The sequence below is a fragment of the Streptomyces sp. CT34 genome (assembly GCF_000805335.1).
In the GTDB taxonomy this organism is placed as follows: Bacteria; Actinomycetota; Actinomycetes; order Streptomycetales; family Streptomycetaceae; genus Streptomyces.
Map to the genome: position 1 here is coordinate 1443442 of NZ_KN708638.1, position 16611 is coordinate 1460052.

14 protein-coding genes are annotated in these 16611 nt (G+C 73.0%); 1 reads left to right on the plus strand and 13 read right to left on the minus strand.

Annotated features, from left to right (window positions below):
* Positions 1 to 70: 70 nt before the first annotated feature.
* From RZ84_RS06495 to fmt, 5 genes are all read right to left on the minus strand, one after another.
* A complete protein-coding gene (locus tag RZ84_RS06495; protein ID WP_043263473.1) occupies positions 71 to 1060 on the minus strand; it encodes a sugar-binding transcriptional regulator in 990 nt (329 codons plus the stop codon).
* A gap of 206 nt (positions 1061 to 1266) precedes the next feature.
* Positions 1267 to 1947 carry a ribulose-phosphate 3-epimerase gene (gene rpe / locus RZ84_RS06500; protein ID WP_043263474.1) on the minus strand — a complete coding sequence of 227 codons (681 nt, stop codon included), beginning with the start codon at positions 1945 to 1947 and terminating at the stop codon, positions 1267 to 1269.
* 131 nt (positions 1948 to 2078) lie between these two features.
* Positions 2079 to 4301 carry an NADP-dependent isocitrate dehydrogenase gene (locus RZ84_RS06505; RefSeq protein ID WP_043263475.1) on the minus strand — a complete coding sequence of 741 codons (2223 nt, stop codon included), beginning with the start codon at positions 4299 to 4301 and terminating at the stop codon, positions 2079 to 2081.
* Positions 4302 to 4525: 224 nt separating this feature from the next.
* Positions 4526 to 5965 carry an RsmB/NOP family class I SAM-dependent RNA methyltransferase gene (locus tag RZ84_RS06510; RefSeq protein ID WP_043263476.1) on the minus strand — a complete coding sequence of 480 codons (1440 nt, stop codon included), beginning with the start codon at positions 5963 to 5965 and terminating at the stop codon, positions 4526 to 4528.
* 146 nt (positions 5966 to 6111) lie between these two features.
* The gene (gene fmt / locus RZ84_RS06515; RefSeq protein WP_043263477.1) at positions 6112 to 7050 is read right to left on the minus strand and encodes a methionyl-tRNA formyltransferase; all 939 of its coding nucleotides are present in this window, start codon (positions 7048 to 7050) and stop codon (positions 6112 to 6114) included.
* 249 nt (positions 7051 to 7299) lie between these two features.
* Between fmt and RZ84_RS06520 the strand changes: the two genes are divergently transcribed.
* Positions 7300 to 7848, plus strand: coding sequence for a hypothetical protein (locus tag RZ84_RS06520; protein WP_043263478.1), 549 nt, complete (start codon positions 7300 to 7302; stop codon positions 7846 to 7848).
* 108 nt (positions 7849 to 7956) lie between these two features.
* On the opposite strand, the gene RZ84_RS06525 is transcribed toward RZ84_RS06520, so the two are convergent.
* From RZ84_RS06525 to RZ84_RS06560, 8 genes are all read right to left on the minus strand, one after another.
* Positions 7957 to 10086: a primosomal protein N' gene (locus RZ84_RS06525; protein ID WP_043263479.1), complete on the minus strand. Its 2130-nt coding sequence runs from the start codon at positions 10084 to 10086 to the stop codon at positions 7957 to 7959.
* A 114-nt stretch (positions 10087 to 10200) separates the two neighbouring features.
* Complete coding sequence (metK, locus tag RZ84_RS06530) at positions 10201 to 11409, minus strand: methionine adenosyltransferase (RefSeq protein ID WP_043263480.1); 1209 nt, start codon at positions 11407 to 11409, stop codon at positions 10201 to 10203.
* 266 nt (positions 11410 to 11675) lie between these two features.
* Positions 11676 to 12929: a bifunctional phosphopantothenoylcysteine decarboxylase/phosphopantothenate--cysteine ligase CoaBC gene (gene coaBC / locus RZ84_RS06535; RefSeq protein ID WP_043263481.1), complete on the minus strand. Its 1254-nt coding sequence runs from the start codon at positions 12927 to 12929 to the stop codon at positions 11676 to 11678.
* A 119-nt stretch (positions 12930 to 13048) separates the two neighbouring features.
* Positions 13049 to 13324, minus strand: a complete 276-nt coding sequence (gene rpoZ, locus RZ84_RS06540; protein ID WP_043263482.1) for a DNA-directed RNA polymerase subunit omega — start codon at positions 13322 to 13324, stop codon at positions 13049 to 13051.
* 87 nt (positions 13325 to 13411) lie between these two features.
* Entirely contained in the window at positions 13412 to 14032 is a 621-nt protein-coding gene (gene gmk / locus RZ84_RS06545; protein WP_078893615.1) for a guanylate kinase, read from the minus strand.
* Positions 14033 to 14070: 38 nt separating this feature from the next.
* Positions 14071 to 14394 (minus strand): integration host factor, encoded by a 324-nt coding sequence (locus RZ84_RS06550; RefSeq protein WP_043263484.1) that lies wholly within the window; start codon positions 14392 to 14394, stop codon positions 14071 to 14073.
* A gap of 205 nt (positions 14395 to 14599) precedes the next feature.
* Positions 14600 to 15436, minus strand: coding sequence for an orotidine-5'-phosphate decarboxylase (gene pyrF, locus RZ84_RS06555; protein WP_043263485.1), 837 nt, complete (start codon positions 15434 to 15436; stop codon positions 14600 to 14602).
* Positions 15433 to 16542 (minus strand): quinone-dependent dihydroorotate dehydrogenase, encoded by a 1110-nt coding sequence (locus tag RZ84_RS06560; RefSeq protein WP_043263486.1) that lies wholly within the window; start codon positions 16540 to 16542, stop codon positions 15433 to 15435. The genes pyrF and RZ84_RS06560 overlap by 4 nt, the downstream gene beginning before the upstream one ends.
* Positions 16543 to 16611 lie beyond the last annotated feature (69 nt).

Consider the following 16611-nt stretch of genomic DNA (forward strand, 5'->3'; position numbering starts at 1 on the left):
ACGCGGACGGGAACGGCGGGCGGGAGCAGCGAGGTGCCCGCCGCCCCGGAGGACCGAGCGGCCCTCGCCGTCACTTTCCGTCGGGGTCCGCCCGGTCGAGGGCGGGCCGCGGGCCGGGGCCGGTCTCCAGGAGGAGGTGGTCGGCGGCGGCGGTGTCCGTCACCAGGCTGGTGACCAGCCCGGAGCGCAGCACCGCGCCGATCGCCGCGGCCTTGCGCCGGCCGCCGGCGATCGCCACGACCTCGGGGATCCGGCGCAGCCGGTCCGCCTCGACCGTGATGCACCGCTCGCCCAGGTCGCGGCCGATGCGTCGACCCTCGGCGTCGAAGAGGTGCGCGGACATCTCGGCGGCGGCCCCCAGCGAGGCGTAGTGCTCCCGCTCGTCCTCCGACAGCATGTCGTAGACGGTCGAGACGCCGGGCTCCCAGGAGCCGATGGAGACGCAGGCGACGGTGACCTTGTCGAAGTACTCGAAGGCCCGGGCGATGCCCGTCTGGCCGCGCAGCGCGGCGGCGGTCGCCGAGTCGGGCAGCAGCATCGGCGCGTAGATCGGGTGCGCCTCGCCACCGGAGACGTCGGCCGCGCGGCGCACCGCCTCGACCGAGCCGCGGTCGGCGGTGCCGGCGTCGTACACACCGGTCAACTGGACGACCGTGCACGGCGGGAGCCGGTGCAGCGCGGCAGCCATGTGGATGGTCGAGCGACCCCAGGCGAGCCCCAGGACGTCGCCCTCGGCGACCAGTTCGCCGAGCAGGTCCGCCGCGACCTCGCCGAGGTTCTCCGGGTCGGCGGCGTCCTCCGAGGCATCCGCGGGCGATTCGACGACGACCGCGTGCCGCAGGCCGTAGCGGGCCCGCAGGGCGTCGGAGCGCTCCGCGTCCAGCTCGGAGGGCACCCGGATCTCGATCCGTACGAGATCGCGCTCCAGGGCCGTCTCCAGTACGCGGGCGACCTTGAACCGGCTGACGCCGAACTCCTCCGCGATCTGGATCTTGGACTTGCCCTCAAGATAGAAGCGGCGGGCCATCGCCGCGGCCTGCACCAGCTCGGCGGGGCCCATTCCGGACTGCGGGCGGCTGGCTACCACGAAATTCTCCCCTTTTGCGCATCTGATCGAGTCTTTGCTCATCCTTTCAGAAACCCGAGGTGTACGGGGACCAAGACCGACCCGACGAGCATGAACGCTCGGTTGCCGACAGGACAACCGGCGGCGCACACAACTTGGAGAAGCCGGCCCCGGCCCGCGTACCGGCCGGGCGCGCTCGATCAGTGCGCGCAGCCCCAGCTCGCGGCCGTCGCCGCCTCGGCCTTCTCCCGCAGGTCGCGGACCGCCTTGGCCGGGTCGTCGGCCCCGTACACCGCCGAGCCCGCCACGAACACATCGGCGCCGGCCTCCGCGCACCGCTCGATGGTGGAGGCGGAGACCCCGCCGTCCACCTGGAGCCACAGCTGGAGGCCGTGCCGGGAGATCAGCTCACGGGTGCGGCGGATCTTCGGCAGCATGATGTCCAGGAACGCCTGGCCGCCGAAGCCGGGCTCCACGGTCATGATCAGCAGCATGTCCAGCTCGGGGAGCAGGTCCTCGTACGGCTCGATCGGGGTGGCCGGCTTGAGCGCCATCGACGCCCGCGCCCCCTTGGCCCGGATCTCCCGCGCCAGCCGCACCGGCGCGGCGGCGGCCTCCGCGTGGAAGGTCACCGAACCGGCCCCGGCCTCGATGTACTGCGGCGCCCAGCGGTCCGGGTCCTCGATCATCAGGTGCAGGTCGAGGGGGGTGTCCGTCGCCCTGCTCAGCGACTCGACGACCGGCACGCCGAGGGTGAGGTTGGGGACGAAGTGGTTGTCCATGACGTCGACATGGAGCCAGTCGGCGCCCTCCACGGCCTTCGCCTCCTCGGCGAGGCGGGCGAAGTCGGCGGACAGGATGCTGGGGTTGATCAAGGCCATGCCACCAGTATGGCCCGGCGCCCGCGCGCGGACGGCGGCGGGCCGGGAGAGCCCCGTCACCCGGCCCGCACGGGTCCGCCCCGGCCGGATGCGACGCCCGGCCGGGGCGGAAGGGGTGCGGCCCCGCGCGATCAGCCCTTCAGGGACGCCAGCGCCTGGTTCAACGTCGCCGACGGACGCATCACCGCCGACGCCTTGGCGGCGTCGGGCCGGTAGTAGCCGCCGATGTCGGCCGGGGAGCCCTGCACCGCGATCAGCTCGTCGACGATGGTCTGCTCCTGCTCGTTCAGCGTCTTGGCCAGCGGCCCGAACGCCTCGGCGAGCTGCGCGTCGTCGGTCTGCTTGGCCAGCTCCTGCGCCCAGTAGAGCGCCAGGTAGAAGTGGCTGCCGCGGTTGTCGATACCGCCCAGCTTGCGGCTCGGCGACTTGTTCTCGTTGAGGAACGTGCCGGTCGCGCGGTCGAGGGTGTCGGCCAGGACCTGGGCGCGGGCGTTGCCCGTGGTCGTCGCCAGGTGCTCGAAGCTGACCGCGAGGGCCAGGAACTCGCCCAGGCTGTCCCAGCGCAGGTAGTTCTCCTTGACCAGCTGCTGGACGTGCTTCGGGGCGGAGCCGCCGGCGCCCGTCTCGAACAGCCCGCCGCCGTTCATCAGCGGGACGACCGAGAGCATCTTGGCGCTGGTGCCCAGCTCCAGGATCGGGAACAGGTCGGTCAGGTAGTCACGCAGGACGTTGCCGGTGACCGAGATGGTGTTCTCGCCGCGGCGGATCCGCTCCAGGGAGAACCTGGTGGCGTCGACCGGCGCCTTGATCTCGATCCGCAGGCCCTCGGTGTCGTGCTCCGGCAGGTACGCCCTGACCTTCTCGATGAGCTGGGCGTCGTGCGCACGGCCCTCGTCGAGCCAGAACACGGCCGGGTCGCCGGTCGCGCGGGCGCGGGTCACCGCGAGCTTGACCCAGTCCTTGATCGGGGCGTCCTTGGTCTGGCACATCCGGAAGATGTCGCCGGCGCTCACGACCTGCTCCAGCACCGCGTTCCCGGCGCCGTCCAGGACGCGCACGGTGCCCGTGGTCGGGATCTCGAAGGTCTTGTCGTGGCTGCCGTACTCCTCGGCCTTCTGCGCCATCAGGCCGACGTTGGGCACCGAGCCCATGGTGGCCGGGTCGAAGGCGCCGTGCGCCCGGCAGTCCTCGATGACGGCCTGGTAGACGCCGGCGTAGCTGCTGTCCGGGATGACGGCGAGGGTGTCGGCCTCCTGGCCGTCCGGGCCCCACATGTGGCCGGACGTACGGATCATGGCCGGCATGGAGGCGTCCACGATGACGTCGCTGGGGACGTGCAGGTTGGTGATGCCGCGGTCGGAGTCGACCATCGCCAGCTCGGGGCCGTCGGCCAGCTCGGCGTCGAAGGACGCCTTGATCTCGGCGCCGTTGGGCAGCGACTCCAGACCCTTGTAGATGCCGCCGAGGCCGTCGTTCGGGGTCAGCCCGGCGGTCGCGAAGGTCTCGCCGTACCGGGCGAAGGTCTTCGGGAAGAACGCGCGGACGACATGGCCGAAGACGATCGGGTCGGAGACCTTCATCATCGTGGCCTTCAGGTGCACCGAGAACAGCACGCCCTCGGCCTTGGCGCGGGCGACCTGCGCGGCCAGGAACTCGCGGAGCGCCGCGACGCGCATGACGGAAGCGTCCACGACCTCACCGGCCAGTACCGGTACCGACTCGCGCAGCACGGTGGTGCTGCCGTCGTCGCCCGACAGCTCGATGCGCAGCGTGCCGTCCTCGGCGATGACCGCGGACTTCTCGGTGGAGCAGAAGTCGTCGGCGCCCATGGTGGCGACGTTCGTCTTCGACTCGGGCGTCCAGGCGCCCATGCGGTGCGGGTGGGCCTTGGCGTAGTTCTTCACCGACGCGGGCGCCCGGCGGTCGGAGTTGCCCTCGCGCAGCACCGGGTTGACCGCGCTGCCCTTGACCTTGTCGTAACGGGCGCGGATGTCGCGCTCCTCGTCGGTCTTCGGGTCGTCCGGGTAGTCCGGCAGCGCGTAGCCCTGCTTCTGGAGCTCGGCGATGGCCGCCTTCAGCTGCGGGATCGAGGCCGAGATGTTCGGCAGCTTGATGATGTTCGCGCCCGGGGTCTTGGCCAGTTCGCCGAGCTCGGCGAGCGCGTCGTCGATGCGCTGGCTCTCCTCGAGACGCTCCGGGAAGCCGGCGATGATCCGTCCGGCCAGCGAGATGTCACGGCTCTCCAGCGTCACCCCGGCCGTCGCGGCATACGCCTCGACCACCGGCAGGAACGAATACGTCGCCAGGGCCGGGGCCTCGTCAGTGTGGGTGTAAATGATGGTCGAGTCAGTCACCGGGTGCTCCGCTCCATCCACGTCTCAACATTGCTTGACATCAAGATATCTCGTGATCGGGACCCGCTCGACAGGGGTCCGCCCCAACTGCGGCCGAAACCGGCCGCTAGGCCGTGCCGCCTCCCCGGCCGGGCACCGGTCGTGCCCGGAGACGCGGCGACGGCCCCGGACAGCCCCCCGTCCGGGGGCCTCCGGGGCCGTCGCCGTCCTGCCCGCCGGGCAGCTCAGTCCGTCCGGCGCAACAGCGCCAGATACATCGCGTCCGTCCCGTGCAGATGCGGCCACAGCTGCACGTCCGGGCCGTCGCCGAGCGCCGGCACCCCCGGCATCAGCGGCCGGGCGTCCACCCACTCGACCGCCGCCGCGCCGCCGCCACGCCCCTTGATCACGTCCTCCACCACGGCCCGGGTCTCCGCCGGATGCGGCGAGCAGGTCGCATAGCCCACCACACCACCGACCCGTACGGCCGCCAGCGCCTGCCGCAGCAACTCCCGCTGGAGCGGCGCGAATCCCTCCAGATCCTCCGGGCGGCGCCGCCAGCGGGCCTCGGGGCGGCGGCGCAGCGCGCCCAGGCCGGTGCACGGCACGTCCACCAGCACCCGGTCGAAGGCACCGGGCCGCCAGGCCGGGCGGGTGCCGTCCGCGGCGATGACCGCGTACGGGCCGGGGTTGCCGTCGAGCGCCCGCGCCACCAGCCGGGCGCGGTGCGGCTGCTTCTCCGACGCCAGCAGGGCCGCGCCGCGCTCCGCCGCGAGCGCGCCCAGCAGCGCCGCCTTGCCGCCGGGCCCCGCGCAGCCGTCCAGCCAGACCCGGTCCGGGCCGTCCAACGGCGCGTCGGCCAGCGCGATCGCGACCAGTTGGCTGCCCTCGTCCTGCACCCCGGCCCGGCCCTCGCGTACCGGGTCCAGCGCCCCCGGCTCACCGCCCTCGGCCAGCCGCACGGCATACGGGGACCAGCGCCCCGGCAGCGCGCCGCCCTCGCCGACGGCGGCCAGCAGTTCCTCGGCGGTGGCCCGGCCGGGCCGCGCCACCAGCGTCACCTCGGGGCGCTCGTTATCCGCCTCCAGCAGGTCCTCGATGCCGGCGCGGCCACCGCCCAGGGCGTCCCAGAGCGCCGAGACGATCCAGCGGGGGTGGGCGTGCACGATCCCGAGATGCTCCTCGGGGTCCTCGTCGTACTCCGGGGCCACCCGCTCCAGCCAGCCGTCGAGATCGTGCGCCGCGACCTTGCGCAGCACCGCGTTGACGAACTTCGCCCGCCCGTCGCCCAGCACCACCCGCGCCAGTTCGACGCTCGCGCTGACCGCGGCGTGCGTCGGGATCCGCGTCCCGAGCAACTGGTGCGCGCCGAGCGTCAGCACGTCCAGCACCGGCGGGTCGACCTCGCGCAGCGGCCGGTCCACGCACTGCGCGACGATCGCGTCATACGTCCCCTGGCGGCGCAGCGACCCGTAGACCAGCTCCGTGGCCAGCGCCGCGTCCCGGGAGTCGAACTCCCCGCCCTCCCGCGCCTTGCGCAGCAGCGGGGGCAGCACCAGGTTCGCGTACGCGTCCCGCTCGTCGACGGCCCGCAGCGCCTCGAAGGCGAGGATCCGCACCGGGTCCTTCTTGGGGCGGCGGTAGGGCTTGCGGGTGCCGTGGCGGCGGGGCGGCTGCTGACTCACAGAAAAGGTGCTCCGGATACGGGAAGTGGGTTCCGCCCCAGCCTACGCGGGCTGCCCGGCGGCAGCGCGCCGGGCCGGACCGCCGGCGCCTGGTCAGGCCGGGGCCCGGGGTCTGTCCGCCCCTGCCCCATCCCATCGGACAGGCCCTAGTCGCCCAGCCGCTCCCCGGCCGCGATCCGTACGCCGCGCGCCCAGTCCGCGCCCTTCATCGGCTTCTTCCCCTGCGGCTGGACCCAGAGCAGCTCGACCGGCCGGCTGCCGGTGCCGACGTACACGGCCTTCTTGGTGCCGGCCAGTTCGCCGGGAGCGAGGGCGAGTTCGGCGTGGTCCGGGGCGATGGTGGCCGCGATCAGCTTGAGGCGCTCACCGCGGAAGACCGTCCAGGCGCCCGGCGCCGGCGCGCAGCCGCGCACCACCCGGTCGACCCGCAGCGCCGGTGCCGTCCAGTCGACCCTGGCGTCCTCGACCTCGATCTTCGGCGCGAGCGTGACGCCCTCCTCCGGCTGCGGCACCGCCTTGAGGGTGCCGTCCTCGATGCCGTCCATCGTGGCGACGAGCAGACCGGAGCCGGCGAACGCCAGCCGGGTGAGCAGATCGCCGCTGGTGTCGGTCGGCCGCACCTCCTCGGTCAGCACCCCGTACACCGGACCGGAATCCAGGCCCTGTTCGATCCGGAACGTCGTGGCACCGGTCACCTCGTCACCGGCCAGCACCGCGTGCTGCACCGGCGCCGCACCGCGCCACGCGGGCAGCAGGGAGAAGTGCAGATTGACCCACCCCTTGGGGGGAATGTCCAGCGCGGCCTTCGGCAGCAGCGCCCCGTAGGCGACCACCGGGCAGCAGTCCGGCCCGATCTCGCGCAGCCGGGCGAGGAAGACCTCGTCCCGCGGCCTGACGGGCTTGAGGACCTCGATGCCCGCCTCCTCCGCACGCTCCGCGACCGGGCTGGCGACAAGGTGGCGGCCCCGCCCGGCCGGGGCGTCGGGTCTCGTCACGACGGCCACCACCTCGTGCCGGTCCGAGGCGATCAGGGCATCGAGGGCGGGTACGGCGACCTCGGGGGTGCCGGCGAAGACAAGCCTCATGGGTGACGGACTACCTCTCACACGCAGCGGAACGGCGCACCAGTCTATGGCTCTTGGCCCAGGTCATGGGCCCGGACGACAGGGGGCGTACGAAGTTGTCCGCGCCCCGCGTACAAGCTCGTACGCCCCCATACCGTGACCAGAGCCACTCCTGTCGCGTTGGTCAAGCAGCATTGACCTGTATACGGGCCGCTTTGGCGGCCCGAATGCTTTCACCTTCCTTTCCACGCCGGTTCGAGAGGCTTGCTCATGGCCGACCACGCAACCCACGACGCACAGGCGCGCGCCAGCCTTCATCTCCTGGTGCGGGACATCGAGCGGGTCCGCCGACAGGTGGACGCCCTGCGCACGCTCACCGCGCAGCTCGGCAACGTCTACCGGCCGCGCCGCACGGGCCCCTCCGCGGGCTTCGTCGTCTACGGACGCGCGCCCGCACCCACGGTGCGCCTGGCGCAGGAGCTCCGGGACAGCGTCGAGACCCTCGTCACCGCCGCGGTCGACTTCGACCGCTCGCTGGGATTCTCCTGGGACGCGGTGGGCTCCGCGCTCGGCGTCACCAAGCAGGCCGTGCACCGCCGTTACGGTGCGCGCCGCGCCGCCGCCCAGCCGCCCGCCGACAGCGGCGACTCCGCGGTGCGCTCCTCCGACGCCTCCGCGGCCCGCGCGGTCAGCCTGGCCGGCGGCCTGCCCGGCTCCCCGTCCGTGCCCGCCGCCCGCTCCATGCCCACCCAGCCCTCCGCGGCCAGCAGGGACGAGGCGGCGCGCCCCGGCGCCTTCCCCGGCCCCCGCAACGGCTGACGCCCGCCGGCCCGGCCCGCTCTGCGCGCTCCGCGAACGACGCTTGCCAACACCCCGGGACCGCCTGCCGACTTCGGTCCCGGCGCGGCACGTTCGTGGGCAGCCGCCTCACCCGAGATCGGGCGGATCGATCCGCACCCGCACCGGCTCACCCTCCCGCTTGACGAGGCGCGCCGCGCGGGCGGCCTTCAGCGCCGCGGCCAGCGCCGCTCCCTGGCCCGGCCGAACCCGTACGAGCGCACGCTCCCACGCCTCGCCGGGCGGCGGATCCCCCGGTTTCCGTGGGCGCCCGGGATCCGGCACCGGGAGTGGAACGGGGCCCAACACCTCGGCCCCCGCGGGGAGTTCGGCCACCCGCAGCAGACCGGCGACATCCTCGGCGCGGCCCGCCACCGACGCCATCCGCGACACCGGCGGAAACCCCAGCTCCGCCCGCTCGGCCAGCTCGCGGACCGCGTGGCCGACCGGATCCCAGCGCACCAGCGCCTGAACCGGCCGCAGCGTCGGCTCCGCTATCACCGCGACCGTGCCGCCCTCGGCCTGCCCCCGGACCAGCGCGGCGGCCCCCAGCCAGCGGCGCAACGCCTCCTCCCCCGCCCGGAGATCCGGCCGGCCCAACAGCGCCCAGCCGTCCAGCAGCAGCGCGGCGGCATACCCCCCGCCCTCGGCCACCGGCTCGGCCCCCGGCGTGCTCACCACCAGCGCGGGCGCCCCCGGCACCGACGCGAGCACATGGTCCCGCCCCGACGTGCGCACCGGCACCGCGGGGAACGCCCGGCCCAGCTCCTCGGCCGTGCGCCGCGCTCCCACGATCTGCGCCCGCAGCCGGGCCCCGCCGCACTCGGCGCAGTGCCAGTCCGGCTCCTGCCGGCCGCACCAGGCACAGACCAGCTCGCCCGCCTCCCGCGCCTCCAGGGGACCGGCGCACGCCCGGCAGCGGGCCGGGGTCCGGCACCGCTCACAGGCCAGCCGGGGCGCATAGCCGCGGCGCGGCACCTGCACCAGCACCGGCCCGTGCCTGAGCCCCTCGCGGACCACCTGCCAGGCCATCGTCGGCAGCCGGGCGGCCCGCGCCGCGGCGTCCCTGGCCTCGTCGCCGTCCCCGACCGTACGGACCAGTGGCGCCGCGGCCCGCACCTGCTCGCGGTCGGCGGCCAGCGGCCGGGCCCAGCCCGTCTCCACCAGCTGCGCCGCCTCGACCGTGCAGCTCAGCCCGCCCAGCAGAAAACCGGACCGCTCGCTCACCGACCGCTGGATCAGCACCTCCCGGGCATGCGGCTGCGGAGCGTGCGGATCGCTGTGGCTCGCGTCTCCGTCGTCCCACAGGGCGACCAGCCCGAGATCGGCGACCGGCGCGAACATCGCCGCGCGCGTCCCGACCACCGCGCGGACCGACCCCCGGCTGACCGCCAGCCACCGCCGATACCGCTCCTCGGGCCCGGAATCCGCGGTCAGCAGCACATGCCGGCCCACCCCGATCAGCTCCTCCAGCGCCGCGTCCACCCGGGGCGCGGCCCCCCCGTCCGGCACCACCACCAGCGCCCCGCGCCCGCCGGCCAGTGCCGCGGCGGCGGCCCGCGCCAGCTCCTGCGGCCAGGTCGCCCCCGGCAGCGCCGTCCACACCGCCCGCGGCGCGTCCCCCCGCCCGAGCGCCGCCAGGAACCCGGCGCCGGCCCCGTACCGCGTCCAACTCCCGGGCTCCGGCGGTGCGTTGGGCGGCAGCGGCGCAGGCGACGGCTTCGCCTCGGCCCGGGCCCGGCGGGGCGGCACGGCCAGCTGCACCACATCCGCCAGCGACCCGGCATAGCGGTCCGCGACCGACCGGCACAGCGCCAGCAGCTCCGGCGACAGCACCCGCTCCGGCGACAGCACCTGGGCGATCGGCGCCAGCACCCCCCGGAACCCGCTCTCCGCCACCCGCTCCACGATGAACCCGCTGACGAGCTTGCCGCCCTCCCGGCGACCGCCCTTCTCCCCCGCCCCGAACCGCACCCGCACCCGCACCCCGGGCTGCGCCTCGGCGTCCATCGCGGCCGGCACCGCATAGTCGAAGAACCGGTCGAGGTGCACCAGCCCCTTGTCGACCAGCACCCGGGCCACCGGCAACCCGGCCGCCAGCTCGGCCCCCCGCCACGTCCGCGGCCGGGCCCGCTCCCCCCTCGACTCCCGCACCGCCTCGCGGATGAGGGCCAGCTGCTCCCCCCCACCCGGCCCCGTCCGTCCGTTCTCCCTGCTCACAGCATCAGTCTTAGCAGAAGGGTCCGACAGCTGGCGGGGGCTGTGGACAGCCGACGGCCCCGAACCACCGGGTGGTTCGGGGCCGTCGGTCACGAGCCCTGGCGGAGCGGCGGCTTACAGCCCCGCGGCCTTGCGGAGCGCCTCGACGCGGTCGGTGCGCTCCCAGGTGAAGTCCTCCAGCTCACGGCCGAAGTGGCCGTAGGCGGCGGTCTGGGCGTAGATCGGGCGGAGCAGGTCCAGGTCGCGGATGATCGCGGCGGGGCGGAGGTCGAAGACCTCGGCGATGGCCTGCTCGATCCTGTCGGTGTCGACGGTGGCGGTGCCGAAGGTCTCGACGAAGAGACCGACCGGCTCGGCCTTGCCGATCGCGTAGGCGACCTGGACCTCGCAGCGCGAGGCGAGACCCGCGGCGACGACGTTCTTGGCGACGTAGCGCATCGCGTACGCGGCCGAGCGGTCGACCTTGGACGGGTCCTTGCCGGAGAAGGCGCCGCCGCCGTGGCGGGCCATACCGCCGTAGGTGTCGATGATGATCTTGCGGCCGGTCAGGCCGGCGTCGCCCATCGGGCCGCCGATCTCGAAGCGACCGGTCGGGTTGACCAGCAGGCGGTAGCCGTCGGTGTCCAGCTTGATGCCGTCCTCGACCAGCTGGTTCAGGACGTGCTCGACGACGAACTCCCGGATGTCGGGCGCCAGGAGCGAGTCCAGGTCGATGTCCGAGGCGTGCTGCGAGGAGACGACGACGGTGTCGAGCCGGACGGCCTTGTTGCCGTCGTACTCGATGGTGACCTGGGTCTTGCCGTCCGGGCGCAGGTAGGGGATGGTCCCGTTCTTGCGGACCTCCGACAGGCGACGGGAGAGCCGGTGCGCCAGGTAGATCGGGAGCGGCATCAGCTCGGGGGTCTCGTCACAGGCGTAACCGAACATCAGGCCCTGGTCGCCCGCGCCCTGCCGGTCCAGCTCGTCGTCATCGCCCTCCACGCGGTTCTCGTAGGCGGTGTCGACACCCTGGGCGATGTCGGGGGACTGCGCGCCGATGGACACCGACACGCCACAGGACGCGCCGTCGAAGCCCTTCTTGGACGAGTCGTAGCCGATGTCCAGGATCTTGTTGCGGACGAGGTTGGGGATGTCGGCGTACGCCTTGGTCGTCACCTCGCCGGCCACGTGCACCAGGCCGGTGGTGATCAACGTCTCCACGGCGACCCGGGAGGCCGGGTCTTCCTTGAGGAGTGCGTCGAGGATGGTGTCGCTGATCTGGTCAGCGATCTTGTCGGGGTGGCCCTCGGTGACGGACTCCGAGGTGAACAGGCGGCGGGACACATCGCTCCCTGGGGTTGCAGCGGCTGCTGGCTGATCATTGGCGGAAGGGCCGAGAGCTGCGCTCGGCCGAATCCACTGCCAGTTTACGGGTCGTATGTGGCGCTCGGGCACGCAGTCTCGATTTATGGAACCCCCGTGACCTGGGACACCACGGCTCACGGTAGTGACGATCACCTCGAGAATCGGTCGGGTCAAGAGGACATGCCGAATTTTGCGGGGCCAGTGGGAGTAATCAGGGGGCGCTCCGGGGCGCTCTCCCGGGGCCCTCAGGGGTTGCCCCGGTCGGCGGCCGGGGGCTCCGCGAGGCGGGGGGCGACCAGGTCCCAGAGAGTGTCGGCGAGGGCTTCCTTGGGACCGTACGGGACCGGCGTCTCGGTGCCGTCCGTGGCCAGGATCACGGCCTCGTTCTCGGCCGAGCCGAATGCCTTGTGCTCGCCGACCTCGTTGACGACCAGCAGATCGCAGCCCTTGCGGGCGAGCTTGGCACGGCCGTTGGCGAGGACGTCGTCGGTCTCCGCGGCGAAGCCGACGACCAGCTGCCCGGGGCGGGCCCGGTCGGCGGAGAGCTCGGCGAGGATGTCCGGATTCCGTACCAGGGTGACGGGTTCCGGCTCCTGGCCCTCCTGCTTCTTGATCTTGCCGGGGGCGTAGACGGCGGGCCGGAAGTCCGCGACGGCGGCGGCCATCACCACCGCGTCGGCGTCCGCCGCGGCCTTCAGCACGGACTCCCTCAGCTGCCCGGCGGTGCCGACGTGGATCACGTCGACGCCGGCCGGATCGGGCAGTTCGGAGTTGCCCGCGACGAGGGTGACCCGCGCACCGCGGGCCGCGGCCGTACGGGCGAGCGCGTAGCCCTGCTTGCCGGAGGAGCGGTTGCCCAGGTAGCGCACCGGGTCCAGCGGCTCCCGGGTGCCGCCCGCGCTGACCACGACATGGCGGCCCGCGAGGTCCTGCGGGAGGCCCTTGGCGCCACGGGCCAGCACCCGGCGGCAGAGCTGGAAGATCTCGACGGGGTCGGGGAACCGGCCCTTGCCGGTGTCGACGCCGGTCAGCCGGCCGACGGCGGGCTCGACGACGATCGCGCCACGGCGCCGCAGCGTGGCGACGTTCTCCTGGGTGGCCGGGTTCTCCCACATCTCGGTGTGCATCGCGGGCGCGAAGACCACCGGACAGCGGGCGGTGAGCAGGGTGTTGGTCAGCAGGTCGTCGGCGAGGCCGTGGGCGGCCTTGGCGAGCAGGTCGGCGGTGGCCGGGGCGACGACCACGAGGTCGGCGTGCTGCCCGATCCTGACGTGCGGGACCTCGTGGACGGACTCCCAGACCTCGGTTGCGGCCGGGTTGCCGGAGAGCGCGGCCCAGGTGGCCTCGCCGACGAAGTGCAGCGACGCGGCGGTCGGCACGACCCGGACGTCGTGGCCGGACTCGGTGAACTGCCGCAGCAGCTCGCACGCCTTGTACGCGGCGATCCCGCCACTGACCCCCAGGACGACCCTCGGCCGCTCCTGCTCCCGCTTCTCCATCGCTTCGCCGCTCCCCGAGCCTCGGTCCGAACGCATGACGCGCAACGTATGCCCCCATGACACACCAAGGGCCCGGCAGACGCGCTGCCGGGCCCTCGATGAGGTATCTGCGCTACCGCTTACTGGGCGGCCGGGCCGTCGACGGACTCGGAGGTCAGCAGACCCGCGTTGATCTCGCGGAGCGCGATCGACAGCGGCTTCTCGTGGACGTGCGTGTCGACCAGCGGGCCGACGTACTCCAGCAGGCCCTCGCCGAGCTGGGAGTAGTACGCGTTGATCTGGCGCGCGCGCTTGGCGGCGTAGATCACGAGGCTGTACTTCGAGTCGGTGGCCTCGAGAAGCTCATCAATGGGCGGGTTGATGATGCCCTCGGGTGCGGTGATGGAAGAGGACACTCTCTACCTTCCGAAAGGGGATGAAGCAGGTGGCGGCGTGGAAACGCCGAAAACGGGAAATCCGCGGCGCCGGGATCGGAGTCGGGATCAGCTGGTGGCTTCCCGGTCCCCAGATCGGCGCAGCATCAAGGCTAGCAGCTCACGGCTGACGTCCTCGACGGAGGTGTTGACAAGAGTCACATCGAACTCCTTCTCCGCAGCCAGCTCGACCCTGGCGGCCTCCAGCCGGCGCTCGATGACCTCGGGCGCCTCGGTGCCGCGGCCGGTGAGCCGGCGGACCAGCTCCTCCCAGCTCGGCGGGGCCAGGAAGACCAGGTGGGCGTCGGCCATGGACTCGCGGACCTGGCGGGCGCCCTGCAGGTCGATCTCCAGCAGGACGGGCTCTCCGGACTCCAGCCGGTCCAGCACCGCCTTGCGGGGGGTGCCGTAGCGGTTGCCCGCGAATTCGGCCCATTCCAGCAGCTCGCCGTTGGCGATCAGCTTGTCGAATTCCCCGTCGTCGACGAAGAAATACTGGACGCCGTGGCGCTCCCCGGGACGCGGTTTGCGGGTGGTGGCCGAAACCGAGAGCCAGACCTCGGGGTGGACCTTGCGCATATGCGCGACGACCGTGCTCTTGCCGACGCCCGAGGGGCCGGAGAGCACGGTCAGCCGCGGTTGTCTGGCCGGGGGGACGGGGGCCATCCCCCGGGAGACTGCAGAACTCATGCAGCGATTATTCCAGCTTCCGGGCGGTGCCGGAAAACTCAGGAAGCGGGGCTGCCGAACTCGCGCTCCAGCGATGCGATCTGGTTGGAGCCGAGGCCGCGTACACGGCGGCTCTCGGAGATGCCGAGCCGCTCCATGATCTGCTTGGCGCGGACCTTGCCGACGCCGGGCAGGGACTCCAGCAGGGCGGAGACCTTCATCTTGCCGATGACGTCGTTCTCCTGGCCCTGCTTGATGACCTCATGGAGGGAGGCACCGGAGTGCTTGAGCCGATTCTTGACCTCGGCGCGCTCCCGGCGAGCCGCGGCGGCCTTTTCGAGCGCGGCAGCGCGCTGTTCAGGGGTAAGGGGCGGAAGAGCCACGCCTACGTCACCTCGGATGTCGAACTGTCGGATACGGACCGGTGTGGAACCTAGTCGCCCCGCATGAGCGGAGCAACGAGCAACGCGCTTACGTGCAGTGCTCTCGACGGAGACTAGCGGCCGATGGCGCCGGAGTCAGCGAGAACAGACGAAAAGTCCTGGTCAGACTCTGCTGACCAGGACATTTCGGGACCAAATGACCGCCTTATCCGACCGCGGTCCGCACTTCGTCGGCGAAACGGGCCGCCGCCGCACGCAGCGCAGCGGTGTCCGGGCCGTGCCGCAGCACCCCCCGGCTGACGCTCGGCACCACGTTGCGGACCGTGCCGCCGAAGACGGTGGGCAGGTCGGCGGGGGTGGCGCCCTGCGCCCCGATGCCGGGGGCCAGCAGCGGGCCGTTGATCGCCAGATCGAACGAGGAGAGATCGCCGAGGGTGGCCCCGACGACCGCGCCGAAGGACCCCAGCGGCGCCTCCCCGGCGTTCTCCGCGGCGAGGTGGCCCAGCATCGTGGCGGCGACGCTGCGGCCGTCCTCGCGCACCGCCCGCTGGACCTCCGCGCCCTCCGGGTTCGAGGTGAGCCCGAGCACGAACAGCCCGGCGCCGCTCTCCCGCGCCAGCTCGACGGCCGGCCGCAGCGAGCCGTAGCCCAGGTACGGGGAGACCGTCAGCGCGTCCGAGAACAGCGGCGAGTCCGGGCGCAGGTACGCCTCGGCGTACGCGCTCATCGTGGAGCCGATGTCGCCGCGCTTGGCGTCCATGAGGATCAGCGCGCCGCGCTCGCGTGCCTCGTCGATCGCGGTCTCCAGTACGGCGATGCCGCGCGAGCCGAAGCGCTCGAAGAACGCGGACTGCGGCTTGAAGACCGCGACGTGCTCGCCCAGTGCCTCCACGACGGTGCGGGTGAAGCGGGCCAGGCCCGCGACGTCGTCGTTCAGCCCCCAGTCGGCCAGCAGCGAGGCGTGCGGGTCGATACCGACGCAGAGCGGGCCGCGCTCGTCCATGACACGGCGGAGGCGGGCGCCGAAGGGTTCGGGACTCACTTGGTCACCTTCTTGTGCTCGGCGCCGACCGCGTCGGCGAGGGTGGCGTACGGGCTGTTGCGCAGGCGAGCGGCCAGGCCCTTGTGGAGGGTGCGGCACCAGAACGGGCCCTCGTAGATGAAGGCGCTGTAGCCCTGGACGAGGGTGGCGCCGGCGAGGATGCGCTGCCAGGCGTCCTCGGCGGTCTCGATGCCGCCGACCCCGATGAGGGTGATCCGGTCGCCGACCCGCGCGTACAGGCGGCGCAGCACCTCCAGGGAGCGCTCCTTGACGGGCGCGCCGGAGAGGCCGCCGGTCTCGGCGACCAGCGCCGGGTCGGAGGCCAGCCCCAGGCCCTCGCGGGCGATGGTGGTGTTGGTGGCGATGATGCCGTCCAGGCCCAGTTCCAGGGCGAGGTCGGCGACCGCGTCGATGTCCGCGTCGGCCAGGTCCGGGGCGATCTTGACCAGGAGCGGGACCCGGCGCCCGGTGACCGTGCGGTCGGCGGCCTCGCGGACCGCGGTCAGCAGCGGGCGCAGGTGGTCGACGGCCTGGAGGTTGCGCAGTCCCGGCGTGTTCGGGGAGGAGACGTTGACGACGAGGTAGTCGGCATGCCGGGCCAGCCGCTCGGTGGAGGTGACGTAGTCGGCGGTCGCCTCGGCTTCCGGGACGACCTTGGTCTTGCCGATGTTGACGCCGACGGTGGTCCGGAACACAGGGCGCCGGGCGGCCAGGCGGGCCGCGACGGCCTCCGAGCCCTCGTTGTTGAAGCCCATCCGGTTGATCAGCGCGCGGTCCGGCACCAGCCGGAACAGCCGCTTCTTCGGATTGCCGGGCTGCGGCCGGGCGGTGACGGTGCCGATCTCGACGTGGTCGAAACCGAGCATGGCCATCCCGTCGATGGCGACGGCGTTCTTGTCGAAGCCGGCGGCCAGGCCGAAGGGGCCGTGCATCCGGCGGCCCAGGGCCTCGGTGCGCAGTTCCTTGTAACGGGGGGCGAGGGCAGCCGCGACGAAGGTGCGCAGCACGGGCACACGGGCGGCCAGGCGGATCCAGCGGAAGGCCAGGTGGTGGGCCTTCTCGGGGTCCATGCGCTGGAAGAACAGCTGGAAGAACAGGCGGTACATGGTGGGGCGGGCCTTCCGCGGGTGGGGTCGGGTGGGCTCGTGAAGAGGGGGACACCGCCGTGGTGTCCC

Coding starts and splice junctions, on each gene's coding strand:
- rpe (WP_043263474.1), bottom strand. CDS start 1,947: ATGGCCTTGATCAACCCCAGCATCCTGTCCGCCGACTTCGCCCGCCTC.
- fmt (WP_043263477.1), bottom strand. CDS start 7,050: ATGAGGCTTGTCTTCGCCGGCACCCCCGAGGTCGCCGTACCCGCCCTC.
- coaBC (WP_043263481.1), bottom strand. CDS start 12,929: ATGGAGAAGCGGGAGCAGGAGCGGCCGAGGGTCGTCCTGGGGGTCAGT.
- RZ84_RS06560 (WP_043263486.1), bottom strand. CDS start 16,542: ATGTACCGCCTGTTCTTCCAGCTGTTCTTCCAGCGCATGGACCCCGAG.
- RZ84_RS06495 (WP_043263473.1), bottom strand. CDS start 1,060: ATGGGCCCCGCCGAGCTGGTGCAGGCCGCGGCGATGGCCCGCCGCTTC.
- gmk (WP_078893615.1), bottom strand. CDS start 14,032: ATGAGTTCTGCAGTCTCCCGGGGGATGGCCCCCGTCCCCCCGGCCAGA.
- RZ84_RS06520 (WP_043263478.1), top strand. CDS start 7,300: ATGGCCGACCACGCAACCCACGACGCACAGGCGCGCGCCAGCCTTCAT.